Consider the following 16,449-nt stretch of genomic DNA (forward strand, 5'->3'; position numbering starts at 1 on the left):
AGCCCCTTCCCACTTGAGGCTTTAGAAGTTGTATCTGACCGCAAGGCCGAAGGTGCGTGGCAGCGTGATCTCGCTCTTGGCGCCACTCCCCAGATAGTTCTGGCTTGCGTCTGTACCCATGTAGGCTTCGCCATACACCGCGGTAACGCCGCGGTTGTTGAAGATGTTCTTGGCGAACAGCGTCACATCAACATCACCCTTGGTGAAGGTCAGGCCCGCGCCCCAGATGGAGAAGCCATCAAGCGTTGCGCCCAGGGTTTCACTATCATTGTTGATATAGTTCTGGCTGTTGCTTTGAACATAGCCATTCACCCGTGCCACCATCACAATATCACTGGTGATATCTGTGGTGTAATCAAACGCGATGTTCAGCATATGCTTGGGCACGCCGGTGAGACGGTTGCCATCTTCGGCAATCAGGCTGCCGGTCGGCGACAGGAAGTCGCTCGTCAGCTTGGCATCAGAGAAGGCGTATCCAAGGTTATAGTGCAGCGCGTTGCCGATATAGCCTTCAACTTCGGCTTCAATCCCGATCGAGCGGGCGCTGTCGCCGTTTGCAACAGTGAAGAAGCCCCAGTTACTGGTCGCAGTGTTGATCTGCGGGTTGGACCAATCCACATAGAAGCCGCTGACTGTATAGCGGATATCATTGGTCGCACCCTTGATACCAATCTCATAGTTACGGGTCGTGTCAGACCCGTAGGAGAGCCATCTTGGATCTTCGGCGAAGTTGCCCGTGAGCGGAACAGCTGTCGCACCACCGCGGCGGTAGCCTTCCGACACCGTTGCATAGATCATGGTGTCGTCGTTCACGTCATAGGACATGTTGAATTTAAACAGCGCATCCTTTTTGCCGGATGTCTCGCCCTCGATCACGGCAGCCGGGAACAGCGAGTTCCAGAAAGGCAGGTCAACGGTGGCATCAGCCGTGACCTTGCTATCGAAATAGCGGATGCCGGCAGTCAGGCTCAGCCTGTCTGAAACATCATAGGTGGCTTCACCAAAGAGAGCGGTTTCCTTGATCTTGGTTACACTGTCGAAATCGAAATCATTATCGATGTCGGAGTAGCCATAGCCATCAGACATCCAGCCGAAAACTGTGGACGCCCAGGCCTTGTAGCCCGCCAGCGTTGAGATCTGGTCAGCGGTCTGTTCCTGATCGTGATAATAGATGCCCGCAACCCAGTTGAACGGTCCGTCGCTTTGGGACACTAGGCGCGCTTCCTGGATAAAGGCTTCGTCGGAATAACCGCGGTCAGCCCGCGCCAGAGGACGCGGCGAGTTATAATAGAAGCCCGACAGCCAGTTTTTCTGGGCATAGAAGCCCGTGTTCTCGCTGACGGAACGGCCATCGCGCTCATAGTAGGAGGTTGACGAAGTGAGGGTCGCGAAGCCGAGATCTATGTTCATTTCAAGGCTTGCAAGTTCGAGATCCGAGTGGGAAGGCTCTAGTTGCACAGACCCGGCTTCATAGCGACCATACTCATCACCAAAACCGTCCAGGAAACCCTCTGCGGAGCCACGGCGAGCCCCCACTTCGTCACTTTGACGCGTGTATGTAAGCACTGCATCAAAGGCATCGCTTGGCGCAAACAGCGCGCTGACACGCAAGAAGTCGATATCCACCGTGTCGGCATCCTTGACCGACGTGAAGACCGCATCGGTGTCAGTAACATCACCAGGCACCACAGGCGCACCGTTCGCATCCAGTTCATAGACATTCACATAGTCGATAATACCGGCAGCATCGATCTTGCTGCCCACCACGCGAAGCGCCAGCGTGTCACCAAGCGGGATGTTGGCGATGGCTTCGCCGCTCCAGCTTAGGCTACTGGAGCCTGCTGTGGTCGTCAGCGTACCGCCAACAGACCCTTCGAATTCGCCCAAAACCGGCTTGTTCGTGATATAGCGAACCGCGCCCCCAAGCGAGCCGGAACCATAGAGCGTACCCTGCGGGCCGCGCAGCACCTCAACGCGCTCAAGGTCGCTCATCATCATGTTGCCGAACACCGGCGTGTCGTTGATGTAGGTGGCAACCGTTGGCGCGCTGGTTACAGGTACGTCAGAGCGGTTGGCGCTATCCACGCTCAGGCCACGGATACGGATGCCGTTCACCTGGCCCGCGTTCCGCGCGCCCTTGTCGCTGACGGCCACGCCAGGAATGTTGCGCAGCAGTTCAGAGGCATCAATTACCTTGGCAGCGTCAATAGCAGCGCCAGAAACCGCAGAGATATTGTAGGGGATATCCTGAACCGACTGGCTACGACGGGTCGCCGTAACCATGATTTCCTCAAAATTAAGCTCTTCAGCCGCCGTATCCTGTGCAGTTGCCACCGGAGCAACAATTGCGGACAGGGCTGTGGTTGAAAGCAAAGCGAATGTTGAAACTGTACCCATAGCCTTCATGGCTATTCCTCCCATTTCGATGTCATTTGACAAATTTATGGCAGGCTAATTTTTTATAGTCAACTATCTTTTTATCTATGACTATTTTTTTAGTTGACTAAAAGTTATTCAAATCTCGTAAGCACCCACAATCATTGCCACATCCACCGCAATGGCCTTGTGCAGCTCTTCCACCGTCATTTCCTTCAAATAAACGAAGTTAAGGAAATGAATGCGTTCCATCCGCGTCAGCAGAAAAGCAAGCTGATGCATATCAACGCCAGCACGCAGTCTCCCCTGTTCCTGATATTTGGTCAGTACGCTTTCGATGGCTGTCCCCAACCCGCTTGCAATGGTTTCAAGATACCGCGGCGCTACCTCTGGGTCCGGCGCGGTTGCCACGAACGCAACCACATGGCCCCACAATTCGCGCGACAAGGCCGACAAAGTATCGTTGACGTTGGAATGGATAACCTTGGCCACCAACTCAGACGGCGTATGATCTCCCGTCTGCTTGGAGAAGTCATCCTGCGCTTCTTCGATTCCTTCTTCGCCGCGCGCCACCAGCGCCAGCAACAGGTCGCCCTTTGTGCCATAGTAATTATAGACAGTTGGAGCCGACACCATCGCCCTTTCGGCGATTTCTTCTATTGTGGTATCGGCAAACCCTTTCTCAACGAACAGGTCCGCTGCTGCCTTTTCAATAAGTGCACGGCGCTGCGCTTTCTGTCTTTCCCTGAGCCCCACCATGGTTTTCTCCAGTCCCTCTTTTAAATTCTTAACTCACATATTTTTTTATAGCTGCATAAAATATTTTTGCAACCCACGGACATAGGGTTACCATCAATTAGGACAGCCTTGCCAACAGGACCATGGGGCGCCAGTGCCCTGCGCACCTCTCAGGAAGCAAGGTTGGCATGCACCAATTTTATGATCTGATTGTCGCGCCAGCGCTTCTGGTAAACCATCCCGAACGAATAACTGATACTAGGGCTGAATGGCTTGATAACCGTACCTTCCCCCACACAATCCGCTGCCGTGATAGGGTTCATCACACTCAGCCCCACGCCGTTTTCCACCAGGCTGCAAATGCTGGCGATATTCGCCTCTGTCTTAGCGGCCAGGCTGATCTGCCTTTCCTCAATCAGCTTCAGCACCTTGTCCGCAGCAATATTGGGCTGGTTGGCAAAAATCATGTGCTGGCCCGCCAGATCATCCACAGAAACCGTTTTCTTTGACGCAAGGGCATGTCCTTGTGGCATGACGCAAACAGCCTCTGTCTGTGCGATCCGGTCGGTCTGCAGTTGTTCGCTCGATATCGGCATGGTGACAAAGCCGACATCGAATTGCCCGGCCTCCACGCCGCGCACCACCTCAGGCGTCGACATAATATCGAAATAGACGTTCAGCTTGGCGTTGTCCTTGAGCATGCTGGCAACCAACCGTGGGACAAAACCAAAACCCAGCCCAGGAATTGACGCAATGCGAATGCGCGACACGCCAAATTCCCTCAGCGCAAAAATGCTATGCTTCAGCTCATCCAGATTGAACATCAGACCCAGAATCGCCTTGTAAAGCTCCTCTGCTTCAGGCTTGGCGACCAGCCTGTTCTTGTCACGAATGAAAAGCGAAAGCTCCAGATTTTCCTCCAGCACCGCGAGCGACCGGCTGACGCCAGACTGCGTAATTCCAAGCGCTTTCGCGGCCTTGGTGGCAGACCCGGTTTCATACAGGGTTTTGAAGATCGTCAGAGACTTGAGAGACGTAAGATTGAGCTCAGGCATAATAGATACTCATGATATGATGTAAAATTATCATATGTTGTTATACCCTACCCTTCAAGTGTATATTCATGCCCAATATCCGGCAGAGTCGCCGCGGGGGGGGGTGACGACCACTGCAGATACATAATTCAGGAGGCCCGATGGAAACCGAAGACAATCACCGCAGAGGCGTAGGCATTATTGGTGCTGTAAGCGTTGTGCTGTTCCTCCTGGTTGCCATTGGCGTACAGGTTTTTGTTCTGGGAAACACCGGCTCCACGCAGGTTACCCTTATCATCGTCACGGCCTTCGCGACCATTGTCGCCATGGCAAGCGGATACAGCTGGCACGAAATCCAGAACGCCATCCTTTATGGCTGCAACATGGCAATGCTGCCGATGATGATCCTGATGATGGTTGGGCTTCTGATCGCAAGCTGGACAGCCGCCGGCACCATCCCTGCGCTGATCTATTTCGGCATAAAGCTTCTGAACCCCGATTATTTCCTGTTTTCCGCCGCCCTGATCTGCTCCATCGGCTCACTGTCTACCGGCAGCAGCTGGACAACAGCAGCAACCTTCGGCGTTGGCTTCATGGGCATTGGGCTGGGGCTTGGCATCCCCCCTGAATATACAGCGGGCGCTGTTATTTCCGGCTCTATCTTCGGGGACAAGATGTCGCCGCTTTCCGACTCCACCAATCTCGCATCAGCCGTAGCGCAGGCGGAGCTGTTCGACCATATCAAGAGCATGATCTACACCACTGTGCCCGCCATTTTGATTGCACTTGTCATCTATCTGGTAATGGGGCTCATGTTCGACAGTAGCGCTATCGTGAATGACACCAAGGTACAATCCATCCTGGACGGCATCTCCGGCACTTTTTCGCTTAATCCCATAACGCTGTTGCCGCCTGTGCTGGTCGTGGTGCTGATCATGCGGAAGATGAGCGGGCTCGCAGTCATGATCATCGCCTCCCTTGTGGGCATGGCACTGGCTACCGGCCTGCAGGGATACACACTGGATCAGATGCTTGTGTTCATGAACTTTGGCTTTGAATCTTCGGTCGGCATCCCGGAAGTGGATAAGATCCTGTCGGGTGGCGGACTGCAGAACATGATGTGGACCGTGTCGCTTGGTTTCATTGCGCTTTCGATGGGCGGCGTGATGGAAAAAACCGGCATGCTGGAAGTGATCCTGACCAAAATCCGCCACCTGGTGCATTCCACCGGCGGGCTGGTGGTCACCCACGTCTTTTCATCCTTTGCCGTAAACCTTCTGTCTGCCAGCCAGTTCATGGCGCTTATCATTCCGGCCCGGATGCTGGTGCCGGTATATCGGGCGCAAAAACTGCTGCCCCAGGTTTGTTCCCGCGTCAGCGAGGATTCCGCCACCGCCACGTCGCCGCTGGTGCCTTGGGGGCTCGGCGGAGTTTACTACACGTCGGTACTTGGCGTCGCGACGCTGGACTACCTGCCCTACACCTTCTTTGGCTTGATTGTGCCTGCGGTTACAATTGTGTTTGCCCTTACAAACACATGCATGTTCCGCGAAGGCGATATCGAGAGCAAAAGAACCTATTCCTCTGTCCCCGCGGAATAAGTACCGCCTGGAGTTTTTACGCGAATGAGCAAGAAAGCAACTATCGAAGAGGCGATTTCACAGGTACCGAATGGTGCGACCGTCATGGTGGGCGGGTTCGGCCCTCCCGGTACCCCTTTCAGCCTGCTGGATGAACTGTTAAGGCAGGGTCAGACAGGGCTTACACTGGTCAAGAATGACGCCAACGAACAAGGTCTTGGCATCAGCCGCCTGATCGAAGCCGGTCAGGTTGACAAGCTGATCACCACCCACATCGGGCTGAACAAGAAAATTGTCGAAATGATGAACGATGGCAGCCTGCAGGTATCCTTCTTCCCGCAGGGCATCCTGGCGGAAAAAATCCGCACCGCAGGGTCTGGCAGCTTCGGGTTCCTGACCGATATCGGCCTTCATAGCGAAATCACCAATCCCAAGGACGTGATCGAATGGCAGGGCCGCAAGGTGAAGGTAGAATCTGCGCTTTACGCCGATGTCGCCCTTATCCACGCACACCAGGCTGACCTTTTCGGCAACCTCCAGTACCGGGCAACGGCCATGAACTTCTGTCCACTGATGGCTATGGCGGCTGACGTAGTAATCGCAGAAACCCCCAACCTGGTGACACCCGGCACCATCGTGCCCGAGACGGTGCACACGCCTTCCGCCTTTGTCACGTCGGTTGTGAAGGTTGACACAAGCGGTAACGAATATGGCCTGATGGAGGGACGCTATGAGCCTTGATCGCATTTTGACACGCGCGGCGCAGGAAATCTGCGATGGCCAGACCGTCAATCTGGGCATTGGTCTGCCAACCATGCTGGTGAACCATCTGCCACCCGAACGGGACGTAATGATCCATTCTGAAAACGGCATTCTGGGCTCGGGCGCCAAAGCCACGCACGAAACCGCTAACCCGTCGCTGATTGATGCGGGCGGCACCTATATCACTTCACGTCCCGGCGCCGCCTTTTTCGATAGCGCTGTGTCGTTTGCCATGATCCGCCGGTCCAAACTGGACCTGTCTGTGATGGGCGCGTTCGAGGTGGACCAGGAAGGCAACCTGGCCAACTGGAAAATCCCTGGAAAATTTTCGCCCGGCATCGGTGGCGCCATGGAACTGGCGCAAAAAACCAGGAACATCCTGATTTTGTGCACACACCAGGACAAGCACGGCAACTCGAAGATTTTGAAGAAATGCACCCTGCCACTGACCGCGGAAAAGTGCGTGACCCGCATCATTACAGATATGGCAGTGATGGATGTCACGCGGGAAGGCCTGCTGCTCAAGGAAATCGCAGACGGACTGACAATCGAACAAGTGGTTCAGGCCACAGATGCTGACCTTATCCTGGGCGAAGAGATTGGGAGATTTTAAATGATCACAGCAACCGAACAGAAAATCCTCGAGAGCTGCGACACCATCTTCCCGCGCGTCATCGATTTCACCAAGGATATGGTCAAGCAGTATGGCGTATTGAACCAGGAAGAAGGCGTTCTGGATGTTGTCGAACGCCAGATGAAAGACCTGAACCTGCCCGTTCAGCGCGTACCGATCGACGTCAAGCGCCTTGGCAAGCATCCCCTGTTCGCCCCTGTTGAATGGGGTTATGACAAGAAATATAATCTGGTCTCTCCCCTCAACCCTGGCGCGGACGGCAAAACGCTGGTGCTGAACGGCCATCTGGATGTGGTGGACGCAACGCCGTTCAGCATGTGGTCCCGACCCCCGAATGAGCCCTGGGAGAAGGACGGCTGGCTTTATGGTCGCGGCTCCGGCGATATGCAGTCGGGTGTGGCGGCAATGATTTATGCCGTGCATGCCATCAGCCACGCAGGCTTTGATATCCAGTCTCCTCTGACCATCCAGGCAGTGGTTGAGGAAGAATGCACCGGCAACGGCGCGCTGGCCTGCCTTGAGCGCGGCTATGATGGTGACTTTGTTCTGATCCCGGAACCATTCGGCCCGCAGATATTCGCGGGACAAGTGGGTGTGTTGTGGTTCAAGGTTGGAATTGAAGGCACGCCTGTGCACGTGCTGGACACGTCAGCTGGCGAAAATGCGATCCAGAAACTTCAGCTTCTGATCCCCTTCCTGCAATATCTTGAAGCCGAGCTTAATGAGAAATACCGCACGCCGCCCTATGACGAGTTTGACCATCCCTTCAATCTGAACATCGGCAAGTTCAACGGTGGCAACTGGGCATCAAGTGTGCCTTCCTACGCCGAAATGGAAGCCCGCATTGGCTTCCCTCCGGGCATGGCGGCATCAGAAATCATGCAGATGGTCAATGACTGCATTGAAGGCGCGACGAACAAGCTTGCGGCCTTCGCGGGCAAGAAACCCAAACTGCGCTTCCACGGCTTCCGTTCGGAAGGGCACTTGGTTGACCTCAAGGACCCGGGCATCAAGCTTCTGTCCAGCTGCCATCATGCGCTGACAAACGCCGAGCCCGAGCGCTTCTATGCCACCTGCACTACCGACCTTCGCGCCTTCCATTTCTATAACAAGACGGCAGGCACCTGTTATGGCCCCGTGGCACAACGCATCCACGGTGTGGATGAATGCGTGGACATCGAGTCCATCCGCCAAACGCTGAAGACCTATGCGCTCTTTATCAGCCGCTGGTGTGAAATCGGAAAATCATGAATACTGTGTTTTCAGCAAATGCGCCCAAAAGAAAATCGGGACGCGTGTTTTTGAAAGGTTAGCTGCATGAGTTTTGTGGCACATCGTTCTCTCAAGGAGACTTACCGCAAGGCAGTTCGCGGTGAAGGCATTTATGTTTTTGACGCTGACGGCAACAAATATCTGGATGGGTCTTCAGGCGCGGGCGTCTCTTGCCTTGGGCACAGCAATGAGCGCGTCATCAGCGCCATCAAGGAACAGGCCGAAAAGCTGTGCTTCGCAAGTTCGGTTTTCTATACCAATGACCCGACCGAAGAACTGGCCGCAGTACTGGCGAAAGGCGCACCCGGTGACCTGAAATACGCCACCTTCGGATGCGGCGGATCGGAGCAGGTTGAAGGCGCTCTCAAGATCGCGCGGCAATATCATGTGGACCGGGGCGAGCCCTCGCGCACCATCATGATCGCCCGCAGGCAAAGCTATCACGGCATGACCCTGGGTACGCTCAATGTTGGCGGGCACATAGGGCGGCGGCAGCTTTATACGCCCATGTTTGCGCCCACACACCTGATTGCGCCCCACTATGCCTACCGCGAGCGGCGCGAAGGCGAAACAGCCGCAGCATACAGCCTGCGTGTCGCCAACGAGCTTGAAACAAAGATCCTCGAACTTGGGCAGGAAAACGTCGCGGCCTTCATCGCAGAGCCCGTCGTGGGGGCCACCAACGGCTGCGTGGCCGCAGATGACGTTTACTTCAAGCGCATCCGGGAAATTTGCGACCAGTATGGCGTCCTGCTGATTCTTGACGAGGTCTTCTGCGGCATGGGCCGAACCGGCACGCGCCATGCCTGCGAGCAGGACAGCGTGCTGCCTGACCTTCTGGTTATGGCAAAGGGCCTGGGCGGTGGATACCAGCCGATCAGCGCGCTGCTGATCTCGGAAAAGATCATCAATGCCGTAAAGGACGGGCGCGGCTATATCGCGAATGGCCATACCTATATGAACCACCCGCTCAATTGCGCGGCAGGCCTCGCGGTGCAGCAGGAGATTGCCGACCGGGATTTGATCGCCAATGTCGCCAAGCAAGGCGCCTACCTGCGTGCCCGGCTTGAAGAAAGCTTCGGGCAGCATGCCCATGTAGGTGATATTCGTGGTCGTGGCCTGATGCAGGCGCTCGAATTCGTCGTGGACCGGGAAACAAAGGAACCCTTCCCACCTGAAAAGCAGCTTTGGGCCAAACTACAAAAGACGGCCATGACACACGGCCTGATGTGTTACCCCAACGGCGGCACCATCGACGGCATCAAGGGCGACCATGTGATTCTGGCCCCGCCCTACATCATTTCTGAAGCCCAAGTGGATGAAATGGTCGAAAAGCTTGAAAAGTCAGTCGCACAAACGATAAATCAGCTCTAGGTTAGCGCATGGGGTTCGCCCCATGCCACATCACCAGAGGAACTGTGCACGACTTATGGACCGGAAAGCCCTGACATTTTGGCATGAGTGCCTTGGCGACATTCTGCGCGAAAGCGATGATGATAAGGCGCTGTCTGGACTTGTCGCCCACCTCAAGGGACTGTTCCGGTCAAATAGCGTCATCCTGATGATCTACCGGGCGGACAGCAGCCCCGTGTTCCTGCATAACGACACCGGCCACAACTGGCGCAAAAATAATTTCGACGACTATATCGCCGCCTTCTATATCCTGGACCCCTTCTATCAGGCCGCGCTCAGCCTCAAGGAAGACGGCCTGTTGGGGCTTGAAGAAATCACGCCGCCAGACTTCCACAAAAGTGAGTATTTCGAAGCCTGGTACCAGCAATCAGGCCTCAATGACGAAGTCAATTTCATGGCTCGCCTGAAAGACGGCAATGTAGTTGCCCTTTCGCTCGCCCGCACAATTGATGCCCCGCGTTTTTCCCAAAAGGACTTGGAAGACATGCGCATGATCGCGCCCGTTGTATGCGGCCTACTGGCCACGCGTTGCAGTGGCGGCCACAAGGAAACCGAAAAGGGGAAGCGACTGCATGCTGAACTGCAGTCTGCCCTTGGAGCTTTTGGCCGCGACATCCTCACCCCGCGCGAATTTGAAATCATGCAGATGCTGATGCACGGCCACCCTGCACGGTCTGTCGCCGACCGCCTGAATATCTCCATGGAAACCGTGAAGGTCCACCGCAAGCGCATTTATGCCAAGCTGGATATCGGCACCCATGCCGAGCTGTTCTCGTTGTTCCTTGCGGCCCTTGAGGGTACAGACACCGCGTCCGGCGAGGACCCGCTCAAGGCTTACCTGGGTCCTTAGTCTACCCATCCCCCCAAGGGGGTATTTCCCAAAATCGCGACTTGCGCGACACTCACCAGAATTCCATGGGAGTATCTGGTGACTATGCTGAATATAGAAAACAAATCCCTGCTGCGTGAAAGCGGGGCCACAAGTTTTGAAGTGACAAACCCAGCCACGGGCGATGTGATCGCCAGCGTGACGGACATGAATGAGGCAGACGTGCTGGCCGCGATTGACCGCGCCGAAGTCGCCCTGCCCGCATGGCGCGATGCCCTGGCCAAGGAACGGGCCGCAGCGCTGATGCGCTGGTACGACCTGATCATGACGAACCAGGAAGACCTGGCACAGATCATCACTGCTGAATGCGGCAAGCCGCTGGCGGAAGCACGCGGCGAAGTGGCCTATGGGGCCAGCTTCATCCAGTGGTTTGCGGAAGAGGCAAAGCGCGTATACGGCGACATGGTGCCCGCAACGCTGCCCAACAAGCGGATCATGGTGATCAAGCAGGCGATCGGTGTCGTGAGCGCCATCACGCCCTGGAACTTCCCGGTGGCGATGATCACCCGCAAGGTGGCGCCTGCAATGGCCGCAGGCTGCACGGCGATTGTGCGCCCTGCTGAAAGCACGCCGCTGTCTGCCATCGCGCTTGAAGTGCTCGCACTTGAAGCCGGCATTCCAGCGAATGTGCTGCAGGTCGTGACGTCAGAAAAACCGCAAAAGGTTGGCGAAATCCTGACCACACACCCAACCATCCGCAAGTTTTCCTTCACTGGCTCAACCGCCGTTGGCAAACAGCTTCTGGTGCAGTGCGCCAGCACGGTCAAGAAAGCCTCGATGGAACTGGGCGGCAACGCACCTTTCATCGTATTTGATGACGCCGATATCGACGCCGCTGTCGCCGGTGCCATGGTCAGCAAATACCGCAATGCAGGGCAAACCTGCGTGTGCGCGAACCGCTTCTATGTGCAGGACGGCGTTTATGACGCCTTTGTCGAGAAGTTCGCCGCAGCTGTGGAAAAGCTGAAGGTGGGTAACGGTGCCCATGACGGCGTTACCTGTGGGCCGCTGATCAATACGGCTGCTGTCACGAAAGTGACCGGCCTTGTTGAGGGCGCGGTTGAAGCCGGAGCCAAAGCAGTCACCGGCGGCATGCGCCACGATGCCGGCGACAACTTCTATGCCCCAACCGTGCTTCGGGACGTTCGCCACGACATGGCGATCACCCAGGCCGAGATTTTCGGCCCGGTGGCACCTGTTTATCGCTTCACGGACGAAGCTGAAGTGGTTGCACAGGCCAACGACACGCCTTACGGCCTTGCCGCTTATTTCTATGCCCGCGACCTCGGGCGCGTGTTCCGGGTAATGGAAGCGCTGGAGTACGGCATGGTGGGCATCAATGAAGGCATCATCTCAACCGAAGTGGCGCCCTTTGGCGGCGTCAAGGAAAGCGGGCTGGGGCGCGAAGGGTCGCGCTACGGCATCGATGACTATCTTGAAATCAAATACTGTCTGTTAGGAGGCCTTTAATATGAGTAACGCAGACCTTTGGGCGCGCCGCGAGGCCGCCGTTGCCCGCGGCGTTGGCACCATGCACGCCCGCTTCACCTCGCACGCCAAGAACGCGGTTCTGTGGGACGTTGAAGGCAATCGCTATATCGATTTCGCCACAGGCATCGCCGTGAACAACACCGGCCACAGCGATCCGCGTATTGTTGAGGCGGTCAAGGACCAGCTCGATAAATTTTCACACAGCTGCTACCAGGTAAACCCGTATGAAAGCTACATCGCGCTTGCGGAAAAGCTGAATGCGGCAGCGCCTGGCGACACGCCGAAGAAATCCATTTTCCTGACAACTGGCGCGGAAGCCGTTGAAAACGCGGTGAAAATCGCGCGCGCAGCGACTGGCCGCCCCGGCATCATCGCCTTCAAAGGCGGCTTCCATGGCCGCACCATGATGGGCATGGCGCTTACGGGCAAGGTGGCACCATACAAGATCGGCTTCGGGCCGTTCCCGTCAGACGTGTTCCACGCGCCCTACCCGATCGAGTATCACGGCATCACCGAAGCAGACAGCCTGAACGCGCTCGACGCCCTCTTCAAGGCGGATATCGAGCCATCCCGCGTGGCGGCCATCATCCTTGAGCCTGTGCAAGGCGAAGGCGGCTTCTATGCGGCCAGCCCATCCTTCATGCAAAGCCTGCGCAGCATTTGTGACGAACACGGCATCATGCTGATCTGTGACGAAATCCAGACCGGTTTTGCCCGCACAGGCAAACTGTTCGCGACTGAGTACAGCGGCGTGGAGCCTGACCTGATGACTGTGGCCAAAGCCATGGCTGGCGGCTTCCCGATCAGCGGCGTTGTGGGCAAGGCCCATGTCATGGATGCGGCTGCACCCGGTGGCCTTGGCGGCACTTATGGCGGTTCCCCGCTTGGCTGTGTGGCAGGCCTCAAGGTGATGGAAATCATCGAACAAGACGGCCTGTGCGACCGCGCGAATGAGATTGGTGATCTGTTCAACAAACGGCTGACCTCACTGCAGGCAGAACTGCCGAATGTGATCGGCAATGTGCGCAATCTTGGCGCCATGATCGCCATGGAACTGGTTGAGGATGGCGACGCCAACAAGCCAGATGCGGCCCTGACCGGCGCGCTTGTGAAGGCAGCCGCCGAAAACGGCCTGATCCTTCTGAGCTGCGGTGTCCGCGGCAATGTGATCCGCTTCCTGCCAGCCCTGACTGCACCAACCGCGGTGCTGGAGGAAGGCTTGGACATCCTCGCAACTACCCTCAAGAACCTGGCTGCCAAATAGGCAAGCTTAGCGTTCCCTCACTTGGCCCCGGACTGCCCCTCAAGGTAGTTCGGGGTTTTTGTTGTTTGGAAGAAAGGGAGCATGTGCCGGCACTTCCCTTTGCGACAAATGGGATGGCAGCTTAGGCAAGCCGCCGACACATGCGGTATCTGGAGATATATGCCCGCCATCGAAAGGGGGTGGGGAAGATTGTGGCGACACCGGATCAAAACGAAGACAAGGCGCCACCAAGGCATATCTCCAAATAGGCAGCCCCCACACCGCAACTCTGGTGAGGGCCGGAACGGGATGAGACGGGAATGGCCTTCAAACCCGCCTCAGAGATTACCCTTGTTTAAAAGGCATACCGAACTCGGACATAATATGTCCCGCCATTGATGCCCATAGGGGAGAATTCCGGATACTTGGCGCCCCAGGCACTTTTGGTGTCAAACAGCGCGTCTGTACCAAGAAGTGTTGTCATTGGCAGGCCTTCGTCTGGAACCTCGTCCGGGAAGTTGTTGAAGATATTGCTTGCGCCAACAACAAGTTCCACATTTTCGGTGACATTATAGCCAACCTCCAGGTCAAACGTCATTTCTGCGCCAGGCACCATGTCCGTGAAGGAAATGTGGCCGTTGTAGTAGGAGCCGAAATGGTTGGCCCGCACAAGCGCGCGCCATTTGTCGTTCACGTGGTTGATGGTGAAGTTGCCGCGGATGGCTGGTGTGCCGTCCTCAATGGTGCGGATACGCAGTGGGTCTAGGCTTGCGGATTCCTTCACCTTGGTGCTGGTCCAGTTACCGGCGAGCGAGAAGGACGTCGTGCCATTACCCATTTCCACGGAATAGGTCGCAACAACATCAATACCTTTTGTGTTGGTTTTGAAGTCATTGAAATAGTACCGCAGATTAGCGAAATCCGGACTATCCACATCAAAGAAAGGCGACAGGGAAATACGGTCATCGATCGTAATGTCGAAATAGTCAACCGTAAGGTCGATGTCACCCAGGGACATGACAGTACCAACCGTGAAGCTGGTTGATGTTTCCGGCTGAAGCTCGGTGCCGCCAACGCTGACCGCCAGTGGATCAGTTGGCGGAACGATACCGCTCAGGGTGATATTACCTGCATCCAGAAGCGAGCTGATGTTCCGCACATTCGCCTGGCCCGGCGTTGGCGCGCGGAAACCTGTTGAGAAGGACCCACGCAGCCCTACGGTATCCGTAACATCCCAACGGGCAGCCAGTTTTGTATTGGTTGTGGAGCCAAAGCCGTCGAAATCTTCCCAGCGTACGGCTCCTGTCAGCAGCAGGCTGTCGGTAACCTGTGCTTCAAGATCAAGATAGGCCGCGATGTTGGAACGCGACGCACTACCGGCTGCCGCAGCGTTCACACCGGCATAGCCTTGCGATGACCCACCAAAACCAAGTTCGCCATAAGGGCCCACAGAATAGGAATGCAGGTGGCCCGCGATCGACTCAAACTCTTCACGGCGATATTCCAGCCCAAAGGCAACCATCAAGTCGTCCGCAAGGCTGTCCATCGCCACAGGATAGGTGAAATCAGCGTTCAGGTTTGTCTCGTTTTGCACGAAAGCGCCGGCACTCATTTCCGTGGCTGAATCAGGTCCATAGGATGCATTGTAGGAATCTACAATAAAGCCCGTCTTGTTGCGGCCATAGCTTGCACTGATGTCATATGTCAGGCCGTTATCCAACTCGCCTTCAACGCCAGCCACCATGGAATAGTCGGTCACGGTGCCCGTCAGAGACGGTGTGAAACCACCAGGATAGACCTTGAAGAGAGACCAGCAGTTGGCCGACAAGCCTTGCAAACCAGCGAGATCGTTTGCTGCTACAGTCGGACATGTTTCGCCGCCGTCACCGTCAAGGTCGATAATCGCAGCATTTTCTCCAAACGTGTATACGCCATCACGGCTAAGCACAGGACGGTGGTATAGGCCGTTCGTGGCTTTTTTCTTGGCATAGTTACCAAAGGCATAGAAGCGCGTGGTATCACTGATGTTCACGCCCATATTGACGACAGACTTAAAGTCATAGTGAACGCGCGGCGTGCCCCAAACCTGTGCCGGGTTTGGCACATCTGAGAAGCCGAGTGATGCGGCTTCAGCCGCCGCTGCGGTTTGAACGGACCGGTCTGTCGGGTCGCTCTCGCCATAGGATGCGCTGATATTGATGAAGCCGTCAGAGCCAAGCTCAAAACCCTTGTTGGCGGAAATCAGAAGATTGTCGCCATCGCCTTCATAAGTGCTGCCAACCTTGGCTTCAATGGACCCCGCCTCTGTATCGTCCTTGAGGCGGAAGTTGATAACACCCGCGATCGCGTCAGAACCATACTGCGCCGCGGCACCATCCCTCAGCACCTCAACCTGCTTCAGGGCGATCGTCGGGAATACAGAAATATCCGGCCCCTGGGCACCGTTGGATTCACCCGCCGTATAGAAGTTGATCACAGCAGAGCGATGACGACGCTTGTTATTGAGCAGCACAAGCGTGTGGTCCGCAGCCAAGCCACGCAGGCTGGCAGGTCGCACGAAGGTAGACGCATCACTGATAGGCTGTGCGCTTACGTTATAGGACGGCACGACCGTACGTAGCAGGTTGCTGATGTCATTGTCGGCCTGGCTTTCGAAATCCCTGCCGGAAATCACATCGATCGGCGCTGGCGAACTGAGAGCCGAGCGGCCTTGGGAACGCGTACCGACCGTTACGATCTCTTCAAACTGAAAGGCGGACTGATCCGCTTTTTCTTCTGTTTCCTGATTATCCTGCGCGTACGCAGCACCCGCGGCCACCCCAGCCATCAGCGCCACTGCAGACGCAGTATTCATTACACGCGAAACCACCTTTTGGTTGCGCTTCCACTTCACATTCCAAGTCACTTGCTTTCCTCCTTACCTGAGCGCATCCGCTGTTTTCTGCGGACTTTCAGGAAGAGAAATATAACGGCGGGGCTTAAATCATGACAAGATATGATCGATTTTCATAATTCAA

At 55.9% G+C, this 16,449-nt stretch carries 12 protein-coding genes; 8 read left to right on the forward strand and 4 right to left on the reverse strand.

What is annotated here, in order from left to right:
- Positions 1-21: 21 nt before the first annotated feature.
- From ACFO5Q_RS07980 to ACFO5Q_RS07990, 3 genes are all read right to left on the reverse strand, one after another.
- Complete coding sequence (locus ACFO5Q_RS07980; RefSeq protein WP_068152419.1) at positions 22-2,406, reverse strand: TonB-dependent receptor; 2,385 nt, start codon at positions 2,404-2,406, stop codon at positions 22-24.
- Positions 2,407-2,514: 108 nt separating this feature from the next.
- Positions 2,515-3,135, reverse strand: a complete 621-nt coding sequence (locus ACFO5Q_RS07985; RefSeq protein ID WP_068152416.1) for a TetR/AcrR family transcriptional regulator — start codon at positions 3,133-3,135, stop codon at positions 2,515-2,517.
- Positions 3,136-3,284: 149 nt separating this feature from the next.
- Complete coding sequence (locus ACFO5Q_RS07990) at positions 3,285-4,169, reverse strand: LysR family transcriptional regulator (protein WP_068152413.1); 885 nt, start codon at positions 4,167-4,169, stop codon at positions 3,285-3,287.
- A 140-nt stretch (positions 4,170-4,309) separates the two neighbouring features.
- Between ACFO5Q_RS07990 and nhaC the strand changes: the two genes are divergently transcribed.
- The 8 genes from nhaC (at position 4,310) to gabT (ending at position 13,453) form a co-directional block, all read left to right on the forward strand.
- On the forward strand, positions 4,310-5,749 hold the full coding sequence (nhaC, locus tag ACFO5Q_RS07995; RefSeq protein WP_068152410.1) for a Na+/H+ antiporter NhaC: 1,440 nt from the start codon (positions 4,310-4,312) through the stop codon (positions 5,747-5,749).
- 24 nt (positions 5,750-5,773) lie between these two features.
- Entirely contained in the window at positions 5,774-6,469 is a 696-nt protein-coding gene (locus ACFO5Q_RS08000) for a CoA transferase subunit A (RefSeq protein WP_068152409.1), read from the forward strand.
- Complete coding sequence (locus tag ACFO5Q_RS08005; RefSeq protein WP_068152407.1) at positions 6,459-7,103, forward strand: 3-oxoacid CoA-transferase subunit B; 645 nt, start codon at positions 6,459-6,461, stop codon at positions 7,101-7,103. The genes ACFO5Q_RS08000 and ACFO5Q_RS08005 overlap by 11 nt, the downstream gene beginning before the upstream one ends.
- The gene (locus ACFO5Q_RS08010; RefSeq protein WP_068152406.1) at positions 7,104-8,375 is read left to right on the forward strand and encodes an ArgE/DapE family deacylase; all 1,272 of its coding nucleotides are present in this window, start codon (positions 7,104-7,106) and stop codon (positions 8,373-8,375) included.
- Positions 8,376-8,441: 66 nt separating this feature from the next.
- On the forward strand, positions 8,442-9,770 hold the full coding sequence (locus tag ACFO5Q_RS08015; RefSeq protein ID WP_068152398.1) for an aspartate aminotransferase family protein: 1,329 nt from the start codon (positions 8,442-8,444) through the stop codon (positions 9,768-9,770).
- Between the two features lie 55 nt (positions 9,771-9,825).
- A complete protein-coding gene (locus tag ACFO5Q_RS08020) occupies positions 9,826-10,659 on the forward strand; it encodes a helix-turn-helix transcriptional regulator (protein WP_068152396.1) in 834 nt (277 codons plus the stop codon).
- Between the two features lie 84 nt (positions 10,660-10,743).
- Positions 10,744-12,168 (forward strand): NAD-dependent succinate-semialdehyde dehydrogenase, encoded by a 1,425-nt coding sequence (locus tag ACFO5Q_RS08025; protein WP_068152393.1) that lies wholly within the window; start codon positions 10,744-10,746, stop codon positions 12,166-12,168.
- Position 12,169: 1 nt separating this feature from the next.
- Positions 12,170-13,453 carry a 4-aminobutyrate--2-oxoglutarate transaminase gene (gene gabT, locus ACFO5Q_RS08030; RefSeq protein ID WP_068152391.1) on the forward strand — a complete coding sequence of 428 codons (1,284 nt, stop codon included), beginning with the start codon at positions 12,170-12,172 and terminating at the stop codon, positions 13,451-13,453.
- A gap of 334 nt (positions 13,454-13,787) precedes the next feature.
- Here gabT and ACFO5Q_RS08035 read toward each other — a convergent pair whose 3' ends face one another.
- Positions 13,788-16,337 carry a TonB-dependent receptor plug domain-containing protein gene (locus tag ACFO5Q_RS08035; RefSeq protein WP_068152389.1) on the reverse strand — a complete coding sequence of 850 codons (2,550 nt, stop codon included), beginning with the start codon at positions 16,335-16,337 and terminating at the stop codon, positions 13,788-13,790.
- Between the last annotated feature and the right edge of the window lie 112 nt (positions 16,338-16,449).

The sequence above is a fragment of the Kordiimonas lipolytica genome, from assembly GCF_042651265.1.
Taxonomy (GTDB): Bacteria; Pseudomonadota; Alphaproteobacteria; order Sphingomonadales; family Kordiimonadaceae; genus Kordiimonas; species Kordiimonas lipolytica.

Coding starts and splice junctions, on each gene's coding strand:
- ACFO5Q_RS07980 (WP_068152419.1), bottom strand. CDS start 2,406: ATGAAGGCTATGGGTACAGTTTCAACATTCGCTTTGCTTTCAACCACA.
- ACFO5Q_RS07985 (WP_068152416.1), bottom strand. CDS start 3,135: ATGGTGGGGCTCAGGGAAAGACAGAAAGCGCAGCGCCGTGCACTTATT.
- ACFO5Q_RS07990 (WP_068152413.1), bottom strand. CDS start 4,169: ATGCCTGAGCTCAATCTTACGTCTCTCAAGTCTCTGACGATCTTCAAA.
- nhaC (WP_068152410.1), top strand. CDS start 4,310: ATGGAAACCGAAGACAATCACCGCAGAGGCGTAGGCATTATTGGTGCT.
- ACFO5Q_RS08000 (WP_068152409.1), top strand. CDS start 5,774: ATGAGCAAGAAAGCAACTATCGAAGAGGCGATTTCACAGGTACCGAAT.
- ACFO5Q_RS08005 (WP_068152407.1), top strand. CDS start 6,459: ATGAGCCTTGATCGCATTTTGACACGCGCGGCGCAGGAAATCTGCGAT.
- ACFO5Q_RS08010 (WP_068152406.1), top strand. CDS start 7,104: ATGATCACAGCAACCGAACAGAAAATCCTCGAGAGCTGCGACACCATC.
- ACFO5Q_RS08015 (WP_068152398.1), top strand. CDS start 8,442: ATGAGTTTTGTGGCACATCGTTCTCTCAAGGAGACTTACCGCAAGGCA.
- ACFO5Q_RS08020 (WP_068152396.1), top strand. CDS start 9,826: ATGGACCGGAAAGCCCTGACATTTTGGCATGAGTGCCTTGGCGACATT.
- ACFO5Q_RS08025 (WP_068152393.1), top strand. CDS start 10,744: ATGCTGAATATAGAAAACAAATCCCTGCTGCGTGAAAGCGGGGCCACA.
- gabT (WP_068152391.1), top strand. CDS start 12,170: ATGAGTAACGCAGACCTTTGGGCGCGCCGCGAGGCCGCCGTTGCCCGC.